Consider the following 14030-nt stretch of genomic DNA (forward strand, 5'->3'; position numbering starts at 1 on the left):
GTCCGGGCCGGCGGGTCTGCACCGTCTCGTCCACCGAATCCGGATGGCAATACCCCGCTTCCGGGCCACCCACGCCTACGATGAAGGGGTGTCATCCACCTCAGCAGATTCCAGCTACACCGCGCGCCATCTCTCCGTCCTGGAGGGACTTGAGGCGGTCCGCAAGCGTCCCGGCATGTACATCGGCTCCACGGACTCCCGCGGTCTCATGCACTGCCTCTGGGAGATCATCGACAACTCCGTCGACGAGGCTCTGGAGGGTGCCGGGGACGCGATCGACATCGTGCTGCACCCGGACTCCTCTGTGGAGGTCCGCGACAACGGGCGCGGCATCCCGGTGGACAACGTCGCGAACCTGGGTCTGAGCGGCGTGGAGGTCGTGTTCACGAAGCTGCACGCCGGTGGCAAGTTCGGCGGGGGCTCCTACGCCGCCTCGGGTGGGCTGCACGGCGTCGGTGCCTCCGTGGTGAACGCCCTGTCCGCGCGCCTGGACGTCGAGGTGGACCGGTCCGGGAAGACGTACAAGATGTCCTTCCACCGCGGTGAGCCCGGCACCTTCGCCGACCGTGGCACGCCGTCGCCGGACGCCCCGTTCACTCCGTTCACCGATCACTCCGAGCTGAACGTGGGCGGACGGGTCAAGCGCGGGGTCAGTGGCACCCGGGTGCGGTACTGGGCGGACCGGCAGATCTTCCCGGAGTCCGCGACGTTCTCCTACGACGAGCTGGTCACCCGGGCGCGGCAGACGTCGTTCCTGGTCCCCGGACTGTCCCTGACCGTCCGTGACGAGCGTGGGCTGCCTGGCACGCCGGGGGCCGACGGCCCGGTGGAGGAGGTCTTCAAGCACGACGGCGGCGCCGTCGACTTCGTCGACTTCCTCGCCGCGGACGCATCCGTCACCGACACGTGGCGGCTGCAGGGGACCGAGACGTTCACCGAGACCGTGCAGCAGCTCGACGCCAAGGGGCACCTGCGCCCGGCCGACGTCGAGCGCAGTTGTGAGGTAGAGGTCGCGCTGCGGTGGGGCATCGGCTACGACGCCGAGGTCCGCAGCTTCGTGAACATCATCTCCACCCCGAAGGGCGGCACCCATCTGGCCGGGTTCGAGCAGGGCCTGCTCAAGTCCGTGCGCAAGCAGATCGACGCGAACGCCCGCCGCCTGAAGATCTCCGGCAAGGACGCCAAGGAACGCGTCGAGAAGGACGACGTGCTCGCCGGCCTGACGGCCGTGGTCACGGTCCGCCTGCCCGAGCCGCAGTTCGAGGGCCAGACCAAGGAGATCCTCGGCACCGCCCCGGTGCGGGCGATCGTGTCCAAGGTCGTCGACCGGGAGCTGGAGGCGCTGCTCACCTCGAGCAAGCGGCACGAGAAGGTCCAGGCCGCGGCAGTCCTGGACAAGGTGGTGGGGGAGATGCGTGCCCGGGTCGCGGCCCGCGCCCACAAGGAGCTCTCCCGCCGCAAGAACGCCCTGGAGACCTCCACCCTGCCGGCGAAGCTCGCGGACTGCCGCTCGGACGACGTGGAGCGTTCGGAGCTGTTCATCGTCGAGGGGGACAGCGCCCTCGGCACCGCGAAGCTGGCCCGCAGTTCCGACTTCCAGGCCCTGCTGCCGATCCGGGGCAAGATCCTGAACGTCCAGAAGGCCTCCCTGGCGGACATGCTCAAGAACGCCGAGTGCGCCTCGATCATCCAGGTGATCGGCGGCGGCTCCGGGCGCACGTTCGACCTGTCCACCGTGCGGTACGGCAAGGTGGTCCTGATGACGGACGCGGACGTGGACGGCGCACACATCCGGACGCTGCTGCTCACCCTGTTCTTCCGGTACATGCGCCCGCTCGTGGAGGACGGCCGGGTGTACGCGGCGGTGCCGCCGCTGCACCGGGTGGAGACGAGCGCGCAGGGCTCGCGCAAGGGTGAGATCACCTACACCTATTCCGAGGCGGAACTGCACAAGTACCTGGCGAAGCTCGAGCGGTCCGGACGCCGCTACAAGGAGCCGATCCAGCGGTACAAGGGCCTGGGGGAGATGGACGCCGATCAGCTCGCCGAGACCACGATGGACCCCGCGCACCGCACCCTGCGCCGGGTCACCATGGCGGACGTCGAGGCCGCGGAGACCGTGTTCGAGTTGTTGATGGGCAACGATGTGGCTCCCCGGAAGGACTTCATCATCGCCGGCGCCGATGACCTTGACCGGGACCGGATCGACGCGTGATGACGACGACGGCCCCGCCCCCTGGGGCCCATCTCGGCCTGACCTGGCGTGCCCTCACGGCGGCGGACGTTGACACGGCCGCGGAGCTGGCCTCCCGGGCCGAGGCCGTCGACCGGTCCTTGCACCCGTTCACTCGGGGCCGGATCGAGGGCCTGCTGCTCTCACCCGGCACCGAGCCTGAGCGCGACTCGCTGGCCGGGTTCGACGGCGCCGGGGTGCTTCGCGCCGCTGGCCTGCTCCAGGCCGAGTCCTCCCATCCGCGGGTGATGCTGTGGGCGACCCTTGACCCGGCCTGGCGTGGCCGCGGCGTGGGGCGTGCGCTGCTCGGCTGGCAGGAGGGCCGGGCCCGGGAGATCCTCATGGCCGCGTCCGGGCGCCGGGGCCGGATCGGCGTGCTCGTGGACGAGCACCTCGCGGACCGGCGGCGCATGTGCGTCGCTGCCGGATACGCCCCGACCCGCACCGTGCAGAACCTCGAACGTGCCCTCTCGGGCGACGAACCTCCGACGGCGCCGGGCGCTTCCGGTCCGGCCGGAGTGCGCATCGTCGGTTGGTCCCCGGCCGCCGGCGATGGCGCGAGAGCGGTCCACGACGTGGCGTTCGACCGGGTCGCGGCACAGGACCCGCAGATCTGGTCGGGGCTGCTGCGGCGGCTCCGCCCGGCGTGGTCGTTCGTCGCGATCGACGGAGCCGAGGTCGTCGGATTCGTGATCTCCAGCCACGACCCGCAGGACGGCCACGGGCGCGTGGCATACAGCGATCTGCTCGCGGTGCGGCCCGACCGGGCCGGTGCCGGGATCGGGCGCGCTTTGCTCACCACGGCCCTGCACGCATACTCTGCCGATGACATGGACGTGGCCCGGCTGGATGTCGATGCCAGGAACCCGGCGCGTGACCTCTACGCGGGGTTCGGGTATCGGCTCCGCGGCTCCGGCGTGCTGTATTCGATCGAACTGTGAGACCTGACGTGTACCTGATCCACCACTCCCACCTGCCGCGTGCGCGGACCACTTCCTCTCCTGCGCCCACCCCGGCGGCCGGATGACCCAGGAGAACGCGCCCGACCTCGCCCCCCTCGCCGAGCGCGCGCGGGCCCCGCGCCTGCTCACGCTCCCCTCCGCGGAGACCGGGCTGACCTGGCGGGCCCTCGACGTCGGTGACGTGCAGGAGCTGCACGCGTTGTTCGCCCGGGTCGAGTCCCACGACAACCCGCCCTACCGGACCACGCTCGAGGAAGCCGCGGAGACGTTCCAGGGCGACTGGAAGGATGCGCCGAACAACACCCTCGGCGGGTTCGACCCCGCTGGGACGCTCCAGGCCTACGGCACCGTGACCGCGCAGCCCGGCGACGTGCGTTCGGTGCGGGCGTTCCTCGAAGGGGGCGTGGACCCCGACTGGCGGCGCCGGGGCATCGGTTCCGCGGTGCTCCGGTGGCAGGTGGACCGGTCCCGCCAGGTGCTCGCCGCGTCCGGAAAGGACGTCCCGGGCCGGATCGTGGTGCACGTGGAGGACGGCATGACGGACTCGGTGCGGATGCTGACCGAGCAGGGCTTCAGCCCGCGGCGCTGGTACACCGAGATGCGCCGGGACCTGAACCTCGAGCTGCCGGCCGTGAAGTTGCGGAGCAGCCTCGACCTGGTGCCGTGGTCCGCCGAGCTCGACGACCAGGTCCGGCTTGCCCACAACGAGTCCTTCCGCGACCACTGGGGTTCCGAGCCGCACACCGTGGAGACCTGGCAGGAGGGCCGCACCTACTTCGCGCCCACCTGGAGCTTCCTCGTGCTCGACCGCACGAGCGACCGCGCCCAGGTGGCCGGCTACCTGCTCTCCGGACGCTACGAACAGGACTGGGACTCCCTCGGCTGGACCGAGGGGTACATCGACATCCTCGGCGTCCGGCGCGAGTGGCGCGGCCAACGGATCGCGACGGCACTGCTCGCCCGTGCCATGGCCGCCTACCGGGAGGACGGCATGGAGTACGCCGGTCTCGGCATCGACACCGACCAGCCGACCGGTGCGTTCGGCCTCTACGGCAACCTCCAGTTCGAGCCCACCCGCGGTTCGACGATGTATACGATCGAGGTGTGAGTGCGACGGTGCGTCAGGTCCTGCGGGGACTGAGCCGCCGGACCAGGGTGCTCGGTGGCGCCTACGTCGCCGTCGGCGCCGTCCACCTCGCCTCGCGACTGGTCGACGGCGGCGCAGGCGTGGCCGGCGTCTCCCAGATCCTGCTGATGCCCGCGCTCGGCGCCGCCTTCTGCTCGGCGGTCGCCGACCTCGGACCGGTCCGGCGCCGCACCGTCGCGCTGGTGACGGCCGGCATGGCCGCGTCCTGGGCCGGGGACACCATCCCGAGGTTCGTCACCGGTGACGCCGGCTTCCTCGGCATGGTGGGCGGCTTCCTGGTGGCGCAGGCCTGCTACCTGGCCGCCTTCGCGCCATACGCCGCGAAGGCCTGGCGACGGCGGCCGGCACCGGTGCTCGCCGCCGGCGCCGCGTTCGCGGCCGGGTTCGGCGCCCTCACGGTGTGGTGCCTGCCCGAGGCCGGCTTCCTCGGCGGGCCGGTGGTCGGCTACGGGCTGCTCCTGGCCGCGATGGCAGCGGCGAGCACCACCGTGAACCGGGTCACCGCCGTCGGTGGCGCGTTGTTCTTCGTCTCCGACGCGATGATCGCACTGAACACGTTCTCGCTCTGGTACTCCTTCGGCGCCCACCACCTGGGCGTTATGAGTACCTACATCGCCGCCCAGGCGCTCCTCGCAACCGGCGTCGTGGCTGTCCTCGCGGCGGACCGGCCGGATCCCGCGCAACCAGCGCAGGCCCGCGCGACAGACCCCACCGCGGACCCCGACGTGGACAACGCGGCGGAACCGGCCGCCGTCGCCGACTGACCCAGGGCGACCGGAGCAGCCCCGGGCTCAGCCCAGGCCGGCCACGGGCGCGGCGAGGGCGGTGCCGGAGCCGTCGCGGCGGTCCACGGGCGCTGGGAGGTCGACGCTCTGCCCGCCGGAACCGACGGCCCGCACCGGGTCCGGGGCAACGGACGCCAGGTACAGGCTGTCCTCGCCCCGCAGGAACCGGTGCGCACGGACCCCTCCGGTGGCGCGGCCCTTGCTCGGGTAGAGCGCGAACGGCGTCACCTTCGCCGTACCCGGCACGGTGCCCGGCAGTGCGCCGGAGGACCCGGCCAGGGTGACCACCGACGCGGCCGCGGCCGCGTCGGGAGCGAGCGCCCCGAAGAAGACCACCGTGTCCCCGGCGGCCAGCTTGATCCCGGCCATGCCCTGGCCGCTGCGGCCCTGCGGGCGGACCGCGCTCGCCGCGAAGTGCAGCAGCTGGGCCTCGGCAGTGACGAACACGAGCTCGTGGTCGTCGGCGGCGTTCACGGCACCGACGACCTCGTCGCCCTCCTTGAGGGAGATGACCTCCCACGCGTCGCGGTTGCCCGGGCGGTCCGCGGTGACCCGCTTGACGACCCCGTCCCGGGTGCCGAGGGTCAGCGGCGGCGCGGCGTCGTCCAACGGCGCCAGGCCGACGACCCGCTCGCCCTTCTCGAGCAGCAGCACCTCGCTGGCCGGCACCCCGCCGGACAGGCTCGGCGGCCCGTCCGTCGGCGGCAGCGACGGGACCTCGATGACGGAGAGCTTCAGCATCCGGCCGGTGTTCGTGACGGCCCCGACCTCACCCCGGGCCGTTGCGGGGACCTCGGCCCGGAGGGCGTCGTGAGCCGCGCGATGCCCGTCCCGCCGGGGCGGAGCGTCGTCCGCGGTGCGCGCGAGCAGACCGGTCGCCGAGAGCAGCACCCGGCACGGAGCGTCCGCGACCTCGAGGTCCGGCATGGCCGCCGCGGACCGCCCGGACCGGGGGGCGCCGTCGGCCGCGGCGGTGGCGGTGGTGCCGCTGGACTCCAGCAGCACCGTGCGTCGTGGCGTCCCGTGCTCGGCAGCCACCTGGGCCAGCTCGTCGGAGACCACCTGCCGCAGCAGTCCCTCGTCGGCGAGGATCGCGCGCAGCTCCTCGATCTCCCGGGCCAGCTCGTCGCGCTCGGCCTCCAGTTCTATCCGGGAGAACTTCGTCAGCCGGCGCAGCCGCAGCTCGAGGATGTACTCGGCCTGGGGCTCGGACAGGTCGAACACCGCGATCAGGCGGGACCGGGCGGCCTCGGCGTCGTCGCTGCTGCGGATCACGGCGATCACCTCGTCGATGTCCGCGATCGCGACCAGCAGCCCCTCCACCAGGTGCAACCTGTCGATGCGCTTGCCGAGCCGGAACTCGGTCCGGCGGCGGACCACGTCGTAGCGGTGCTGCACGTACACGGTGAGCAGCTCGCGCAGACCGAGGGTGCGCGGCTGCCCGCCGACCAGGGCCACGTTGTTGATCCCGAAGGACTCCTCCAGCGGGGTCAGCTTGTACAGGTGCGCGAGGACCGCGTCCGGGTTGAACCCGTTCTTCACCTCGACCACGAGCCGCAGCCCGTTGGTGCGGTCGGTGAGGTCGGTGACGGCCGAGATCCCCTGCAGCTTCTTGGACTGGACCGCGTCCTTGATCTTCTCGATGACCCGCTCCGGCCCCACCAGGTAGGGGAGCTCGGTGAACACGATGCCCTTGCGCCGCGGGGTGAGGTTCTCGATCCGGGCGCTCGCACGGGTGCGGAATGAGCCGCGGCCGCTCGCGTAGGCGTCCCGGATGCCCTCGAGGCCGACGATCTTCCCACCGCCGGGCAGGTCCGGGCCAGGCACGAACCGCATCAGGGCCTCGAGGTCCGCGTCGGGGTGAGCGATCAGATGCCGGGCCGCCGCGATCACCTCGACCAGGTTGTGCGGGGGCATGTTCGTGGCCATGCCGACGGCGATCCCGCTGGCGCCGTTGACGAGCAGGTTCGGCAGCGCCGAAGGGAGCACCTCCGGCTGGGTGAGCTGATTGTCGTAGTTCGGGACGAAGTCGACGACGTTCTCGTCCAGGCCCGCGGTCATCACCATCGCGGCCGTGGCGAGCCGGGCCTCGGTGTACCGGGGCGCCGCGGGACCGTCGTCGAGCGAGCCGAAGTTGCCGTGCCCGTCCACGAGCGGCAGGCGCAGCGAGAACGGCTGGGCCATCCGGACCAGGGCGTCGTAGATGGCGGTGTCCCCGTGCGGGTGCAGCTTGCCCATCACCTCGCCGACCACGCGTGCCGACTTCACGTGCCCGCGGTCGGGCCGGAGCCCCATGTCGGCCATCTGGTAGAGGATCCGGCGCTGCACGGGCTTCAGCCCGTCCCGGGCGTCGGGCAGCGCCCGTGCGTAGATGACGGAGTACGCGTACTCGAGGAACGATCCCTGCATCTCCGCGGAGACGTCGATGTCGATGATGTTCGTGGGATCGGAGCCGGGGGTGGTGCCGGTGGTGCGTCGTGCCATGGGTCCATTCTCACCGATCATGGCCGCCAACCCCGCCGTCCCACACCGAGGAGATGGGAGCCGGCTGACTAGGATCGAGGACATGCACAGCCAGGAGCCCGCGGCGGCGAGCGAGCCCCGAGCGGCCGACGGCGTCGAGCCCGGCGCGCCGGAGTACCCGGCGCACTGGGAGGCGGACGTCGTGCTGCGGGACGGGTCCACGGCCCGGATCCGGCCGATCCGCCCGGACGACGCCGACGCGTTGCAGCGGTTCCACACCAGGCAGTCCCCGGAGTCCATCTACCTGCGCTTCTTCGCGCCCCTGGAACGGCTCCCGGACCGGGACCTGCACCGGTTCACCCACGTCGACCACTCCGACCGGGTCGCGCTGGTGCTGCTCCTCGGCGACGACATCGTCGCGGTCGGGCGGTTCGACCGGCTCGGCGGCGGGGACGCCGAGGTGGCGTTCAACGTCCTCGACGACGTCCAGGGCAAAGGGCTCGGCTCGGTCCTGCTGGAGCACCTGGCCGCGGCCGGCCGCGAGCTCGGGGTGCGCAGGTTCGTCGCGGACGTGCTGCCTCAGAACACCCGGATGGTGCGGGTGTTCTCCGACGCGGGCTACGACGTGGACCAGGCCCTCGACGACGGCGTACTCGCGGTCTCCTTCACGATCCGGCCGACCGACCGGTCGCTGGCCGTGCTCGCCGAGCGCGAACAGCGCGCCGAGGCGCTCTCCATGGCCGGGCTGCTCGACCCCGGCGCGGTGCTCGTGTACGGCGCAGGTCCCGACGGCGTCCGGTTCGGTGAGCGGCTGCGCGCGACCATCGAGGGCGGCCACTACGCCGGGACGGTCCGCTGCGTCGGGCTGCCGGGCGGCCCGGCGACGTTGGCCGACGTCGCCGACGCGGGCCCGTTCGACCTCGCCCTGGTCGCCGCGCCCGCCGTCGGGGTTCCGGCGATGCTCGGCGACCTCGCCGGCCTCGGCGTGCACGGCGTGGTGCTCTACTCCGGCGGGTTCACCACCGCCACCCACGAGGGCCGAGTGACCCAGCGGGTGCTGGTCCGAGCCGCCCGCGAGGCAGGGCTGCGCCTGGTCGGCCCGCACTCGTTCGGGCTGGTCACCGGCGGCGCCAACGGACACCTGAACGCGACCACGTCCCAGCGCCGCCTGCGGGAGGGCACCGTCGGGCTGTTCTGCCAGTCCGGAGCTGCGGGCCTGGCGATGGTCACCGGTGCCGCCGATCGGGACCTCGGGGTGTCCTCGTTCCTGTCCGCCGGGCACCGCGTGGACGTCTCGGGCAACGACACGATGCAGTTCTGGCTCGCCGACGAACGCACCCGCGTGAGTGCCCTGCGCTTCGAGTCGATCGGGAACCCGCGCAAGTTCTCCCGGGTCGCGCGCCGGCTCTCGGAGAAGGGGCCGGTGATCACGATGATCGCCGGCACCACCGGCCAGCTGAACCCACCGGGGCACGCCGTGCGGATCTCCCGGGAGCCGCGGCGCGCCCTCGACGAACTGATGAGGCAGGCCGGGGTGATCAGCGCCGAGACGATCCCCGAGCTCCTCGACCTGGCCACCCTGTTCTCAGAGCAGCCGCTGCCGGCGGGACGGCGGGTGCTGGTGCTGACCAACTCCGGCACCCAGGCGGCCGTGATCGCCGAGCTGCTCGGCGGCGGCGGGCTGCAGGTCGCGGGCACCCCGACCGCCCTCGTGCCGACCGCGGGCCCCGACGCCTACCGGGAGGTCATCGACGCGGCCCTGGCGCGGGAGGACTGGGACGCGGCCATCGTCGCGTACGTGCCGATCCTCGACGACGTGGGCTCCGCCGTCGGGCCCGAGATCGCCCGGCTCGCCGAGCGCTCCGGCCGCACCACGGTGGCCTGCGTGTTCGGGTCCGCCGGGTTGACGCCCGAACTGGCCACCGCCCAGGTGCGGGTACCGGGCTTCTCGACCGTGGAGGCGGCCACCCACGCGCTCGTCCAGGCGGCCCGCTACCAGGACTGGCGCAGCGCGGACCGGGGCCGCCGCGTCGACCCGGACGACATCGACCGACGCCGCGCGAAGGAGCTGGTCCAGGCCGAGCTGGCCGACCTGCCGCGCGGGTTGACGAAGCGACTCAGCCCGGAGCGGGCCGCCGAGCTGCTGGCCACCCACGGGCTGCAGAAGTGGCGTGAGATCACCGTCAAGGATGCCGACGGGGCCGTCACGGCCGCCGAGGAGCTCGGGTGGCCGGTCGCGCTGAAGACCTCGGACGAGGTGCTGCGCCACCGGGCCGACCTCGGCGGCGTACGGCTGGACCTGTCGAACCCGGCCGAGCTGCGCGAGGCGTTCGCGCAGAGCGAGGCCCGGGTGCGCGCCATGGTGGGCCGCGGCACCACCTTCGACGTGCAGTCGATGGCCCCGACGGGCGCCGCATGTGTGGTCCGGGCCACCGAGGACGAGCTGTACGGGCCGATCATCAGCGCCGGCCTCGGCGGGGACGCCGTCGAACTGCTCGGGGACGTCTCCTACCGGGTCCCGCCGCTGACCGACGTGGACGCCCTCGAGATGATCCGCTCCCTGCGTGCGTCCGCCCGGCTGTTCGGGCACCGCGGGCTGCCCGCCCTGGACATCGCCGCGCTCACGGACGCGATCGGCCGGGTCAGCATCCTCAAGGACGAGCTGGCCGAGGTCACCTCGATCACCCTGAACCCCGTGCTCGTATCCGAGACCGGCGCCGCCATCCTCGGGGCGAGCGTGGACGTCGGCCATCCGGCCCGGGGGGACGCTGCGCGACGGGTGCTGCCGTGACCTGCGAGGAGACCGTGAGCCCAGGATCGCCGTGAGGTGGGAGACTGGGGCGGTGCAGAAGTCACGAGCCCAACAGATGCGCCACCTGCGCAGCGATATCGAGCGCGCCGGTTACTACCCGTCGCTGGTCGCCGACGTCCTGGAGATCGCCCTCGCCGGTGAGGAGGTCGTCGCGCACCTGGTGCACCCCGAGACCGTCTTCGACCGCACCGAGGTGCGCCGGCACGTCACCGCGCTGACGCTCACGCCCACCCGGCTGATCGTCGCCCACGTGGACGACGTGCCGCCCGAGGAGGTCGACGGCGCCTCGACCGCCGCCGCCACCACGGAGGCCGTACCGATCGGTGCGATCCGGTCGGTGGCGCTCACCCACGGGGTCGTCGACCCGGCCGTCTACCAGCAGGGCAGTGGTGGCACCGAGCTGACGCTGGCCCTGAACTGGGGTTCGGTACAGCGGATCGATCTCGAGCCCGCGACGTGCCCCGACCCCAACTGCGAGGCCGACCACGGCTACACCGGCACATCGATGCCGGACGACCTGGTGGTCCGGGTCAGCGCTGAGGCCGAAGGGGCGGACGCGATGGCCGCGGCGGTCTCGTTCGCGGCGGCGCTGTCCGCCGCCACCGCACGCACCGGCGCGTGAGCGCACCGGCCGCCCCCGGCACCGCCGCCGAGCCGGCGGGCACGCTGGGTCAGGTCCTGTGGGGTGCCGTCGGCGCCTGCGGGATCGATCTCGCCATGCCCGACGGCGCAGCGACCTCGAGCATGGACGTGGCGGCCGCGCTCGGCCTGCCGCAGGCCCGCAAGGCGGTCGTCGTGCTCGTCGACGGCCTCGGCTGGCACAACCTCACCGACCGTGCGGACGTGGCGCCGTTCCTGACGTCGACGGGCCGGCTGGACGCGCTGACGTGCGCGTTCCCGTCGACGACCGCGACGAACCTCGGCTACTTCGGCACCGGCCGGGCCGGCGGCGAGACCGGGCTGCTCGGCTACACCGTCCGGGAACCCCGGGGCCGGCTGATGAACATGATCTCGTGGAACACCGGCGCGGACCCACTGGCCTGGCAGCGCCGGCCCACCGTGTTCGAACGTCTCGAGGAGGCCGACCGGTCCGCGGTCAGCGTCGGCCCGTGGCGGTTCGCCTCCTCGCCCCTGACCAGGGCGGCCCTGCGTGGCTCGGAGTTCCTGCCCGCCGAGACGCTTCCCGAGCGCGTGGACACCGCGCTGGGTGCGCTGCGGGAGGTGGACGTGGACCTCGTGTACCTGTACTGGGGCGACGTCGACTCGACCGGCCACCACGAGGGGTGGCGCTCGGGGGAGTGGGCGGACGCGCTCGCGCACACCGATGCCGAGCTCGCGCGGCTGGCCCGGCTCCTCCCGCTCGGCACGACGATGGTGGTGACGGCCGACCACGGGATGGTCGACATCCCCCACGGGCCGAGCACGCACGTCGCTGGGCCGGCGCGGGTCGACGTCGCCGACCGTCCGGACCTGGCCGCCGACGTGGACCTGGTGGCCGGCGAGCCCCGAGCGGTGCACCTGTACAGCCGTCCGGGCGCCGCGGAACAGGTCCGGGAGGTGTGGGCCGATGCCCTCGGCGACCGCGCCCGGGTGCTGTCCCGGGCCGAGGTGATCGAGGCCGGGCTGCTCGGCCCGGTCGACCCGAGGTTCACGGAGGTCATCGGAGACGTCGTGGTGGCCGCGCTCGGTGACCTCGCCGTGCATGACTCGCGAACCCAGACCGCGGCGTCGCTCACCCTGGTCGGGATGCACGGCTCGATCACCGCGGCCGAGCGCACCGTGCCGCTCGTGGTGCTGGAGGGCTGATGGCGGACCTGGTGTTCTTCTCGGGAACGATGGACTGTGGAAAGTCCACGCTGGCCCTGCAGATGGACTACACCCACGCCACTCGGGGCCGCCGTGGGGTGATCTTCAGCCGCAACGACCGGGCCGGTGCCGAGATGCTCTCCTCCCGCCTCGGCCTGGCCGTCCCCGCGGTCGAGGTCACCGAGCAGACCGACTTCTGGCGCGAGGTGGTGCACCGCCGCACCCGCGGCCAGGTGGTCGACTACCTCATCTGCGACGAAGCACAGTTCTATGCGCCCGAGCAGATCGAGCAACTGGCGCGCGTCGTCGACGACCTCGTCGTGGACGTGTTCGCGTTCGGGATCACCACCGACTTCCGGACGCGGCTGTTCCCCGGATCGGCGCGCCTGCTCGCGCTGGCCGACCGGGTCGAGGTGCTCCAGGTGCGTGCCCTGTGCTGGTGCGGGCGCCGAGCCACCCACAACGCCCGCACGGTCGGCGGCGTCATGGTTACCGAGGGTGAGCAGATGGTGGTCGGCAACACCGGAGCCGGCACCGGGGAGGTGGGCTACGAGGTACTCTGCCGGCGGCACCACCGGGCCGGCCTGACCGCTGCCTCCGCACACGCGCCGAGCCCGTCGCCGGATCCGCTGGATCTGAGCGGCTGAGAGTCTGCCGGGACGCGCGGTCAGTCGTTCTTGGCGCCGAAGACGATCTCGTCCCAGGACGGCACGCTGGTACGGCGGTTGCGCCGCGGGCGCTTGCTCCTGGCGGGCTCGGACGGCTCCTCGTCGTCCCCGGTGGTTGGCTCACCGGCAGGATCGGCGGCCGGGTTGGCCAGGTGCGGCGGCAGGTCGATGATGCCCGCGTCCTGCGCCTCCTCGGGGTGGGACGCGGGCGGGTGTGCGGCCGGCGGGTCGTCCCAGAGCATCGGCTCGTGGACACCGTCGCCGGTGGCCCCGGTGCGTTCGCCCACCCGGCCTGCGTCGTCGGGCCCGTCGCCGGGTTCGTCCGCGCCGGTGTCGTCATCCAGCTCGACCCGCTGCCGCACTCCGCGGCTGGCGCTCAGATGGTCCAGGAGCGCTTCGGTGCCGGACCCGTCGTCGGAGTCGGGTTCCTCGGGGGACGCGGGTTCGTCGTGGTCGGCGGCCACCGGCCTGGAGTCCCGGATGACCGCGTCGACGGCCTGGAGCGACGGCGCGATGTCTGCATCCGTCTCGACGTCGTAGAGCCGGGCGCCGCGCACGGCACTGAGGTGGCGGCGCGGCCCGGGCGCGCTCAGGTCCGTCTCCGACAGCCAACGGCTCTCGTCGTCGAGGGCGGTGACCATCGATGACGAGAGATCGACCTGCCAGACGGCCTCGCGGTCCCGGTCGCCCGCGATGAACCGGGCCACGAGCTCCCAGGGTTCGCTGCCGCGGCGGCGGGCGTCCCAGTCGATGGAGTCCGCATCGACGCCGCGCGCGGCGAGTCGGTCGACGACGAGGTCACCGAGCTGCGGCGCGCCGGACTCGCGGCCGATCGTGAGCATCCGGGCCCGGCGGGCGACGTGCTCTCGTTCGGCGATGACCGGGCCCTCGTAGCGGCGGATCTGCTCGATCGCGAGACCGGACTCGCCGGCGATGTCCTCGGCGCTCGCGCCGGCGCGGATCAGGATCTGGATGTCCCGCGGACGGAGCGCGGAATCGCTGCGCAGCTTCTCGAGCTGGGGGCGGTCGCGGCGCACGGCAGCGCGCAGGGCGTCGTCGATGGGCAGCCGGTGCCGTTCACCGTCGGGTCCGATGAGGATCAGATGCTCACCATCCGCATGGATCCCAACCAGTTCTAGCTCCACCATGACACC

10 protein-coding genes are annotated in these 14030 nt (G+C 72.7%); 8 read left to right on the plus strand and 2 right to left on the minus strand.

The annotated features are described in order from the left end of the window. The first annotated feature begins 43 nt into the window (after window positions 1–43). The 4 genes from HALOF300_RS25330 to HALOF300_RS25345 all read left to right on the plus strand — a co-directional run bounded on the left by HALOF300_RS25330 (window position 44) and on the right by HALOF300_RS25345 (window position 5106). Window positions 44–2215 carry a DNA gyrase/topoisomerase IV subunit B gene (locus tag HALOF300_RS25330; protein WP_408637036.1) on the plus strand — a complete coding sequence of 724 codons (2172 nt, stop codon included), beginning with the start codon at window positions 44–46 and terminating at the stop codon, window positions 2213–2215. After that, window positions 2215–3174 (plus strand): GNAT family N-acetyltransferase, encoded by a 960-nt coding sequence (locus HALOF300_RS25335; RefSeq protein ID WP_231955774.1) that lies wholly within the window; start codon window positions 2215–2217, stop codon window positions 3172–3174. Before HALOF300_RS25330 ends, HALOF300_RS25335 begins: the two co-directional genes overlap by 1 nt. Before the next feature lie 82 nt (window positions 3175–3256). Next, window positions 3257–4303, plus strand: coding sequence for a GNAT family N-acetyltransferase (locus HALOF300_RS25340; RefSeq protein ID WP_156743662.1), 1047 nt, complete (start codon window positions 3257–3259; stop codon window positions 4301–4303). Beyond that, on the plus strand, window positions 4300–5106 hold the full coding sequence (locus HALOF300_RS25345) for a lysoplasmalogenase family protein (protein WP_156743663.1): 807 nt from the start codon (window positions 4300–4302) through the stop codon (window positions 5104–5106). Before HALOF300_RS25340 ends, HALOF300_RS25345 begins: the two co-directional genes overlap by 4 nt. A gap of 27 nt (window positions 5107–5133) precedes the next feature. Here the strand turns inward: HALOF300_RS25345 and HALOF300_RS25350 are convergent, their stop codons facing one another. Further along, entirely contained in the window at window positions 5134–7611 is a 2478-nt protein-coding gene (locus HALOF300_RS25350) for a DNA gyrase/topoisomerase IV subunit A (protein ID WP_156743664.1), read from the minus strand. Between the two features lie 82 nt (window positions 7612–7693). On the opposite strand from HALOF300_RS25350, the gene HALOF300_RS25355 reads away from it, so the two are divergent. The 4 genes from HALOF300_RS25355 to HALOF300_RS25370 all read left to right on the plus strand — a co-directional run bounded on the left by HALOF300_RS25355 (window position 7694) and on the right by HALOF300_RS25370 (window position 12855). Beyond that, window positions 7694–10381: a bifunctional acetate--CoA ligase family protein/GNAT family N-acetyltransferase gene (locus HALOF300_RS25355; protein ID WP_156743665.1), complete on the plus strand. Its 2688-nt coding sequence runs from the start codon at window positions 7694–7696 to the stop codon at window positions 10379–10381. A gap of 76 nt (window positions 10382–10457) precedes the next feature. Further along, window positions 10458–11024, plus strand: coding sequence for a DUF5998 family protein (locus HALOF300_RS25360; RefSeq protein WP_156743683.1), 567 nt, complete (start codon window positions 10458–10460; stop codon window positions 11022–11024). Continuing rightward, window positions 11021–12208, plus strand: a complete 1188-nt coding sequence (locus tag HALOF300_RS25365) for an alkaline phosphatase family protein (RefSeq protein ID WP_231955772.1) — start codon at window positions 11021–11023, stop codon at window positions 12206–12208. The genes HALOF300_RS25360 and HALOF300_RS25365 overlap by 4 nt, the downstream gene beginning before the upstream one ends. Continuing rightward, window positions 12208–12855, plus strand: coding sequence for a thymidine kinase (locus tag HALOF300_RS25370; protein WP_156743666.1), 648 nt, complete (start codon window positions 12208–12210; stop codon window positions 12853–12855). The genes HALOF300_RS25365 and HALOF300_RS25370 overlap by 1 nt, the downstream gene beginning before the upstream one ends. 20 nt (window positions 12856–12875) lie before the next feature. On the opposite strand, the gene sepH is transcribed toward HALOF300_RS25370, so the two are convergent. Continuing rightward, window positions 12876–14024: a septation protein SepH gene (gene sepH, locus HALOF300_RS25375; protein ID WP_156743667.1), complete on the minus strand. Its 1149-nt coding sequence runs from the start codon at window positions 14022–14024 to the stop codon at window positions 12876–12878. Between the last annotated feature and the right edge of the window lie 6 nt (window positions 14025–14030).

This window comes from Occultella aeris (genome assembly GCF_902703175.1).
In the GTDB taxonomy this organism is placed as follows: Bacteria; Actinomycetota; Actinomycetes; order Actinomycetales; family Beutenbergiaceae; genus Occultella; species Occultella aeris.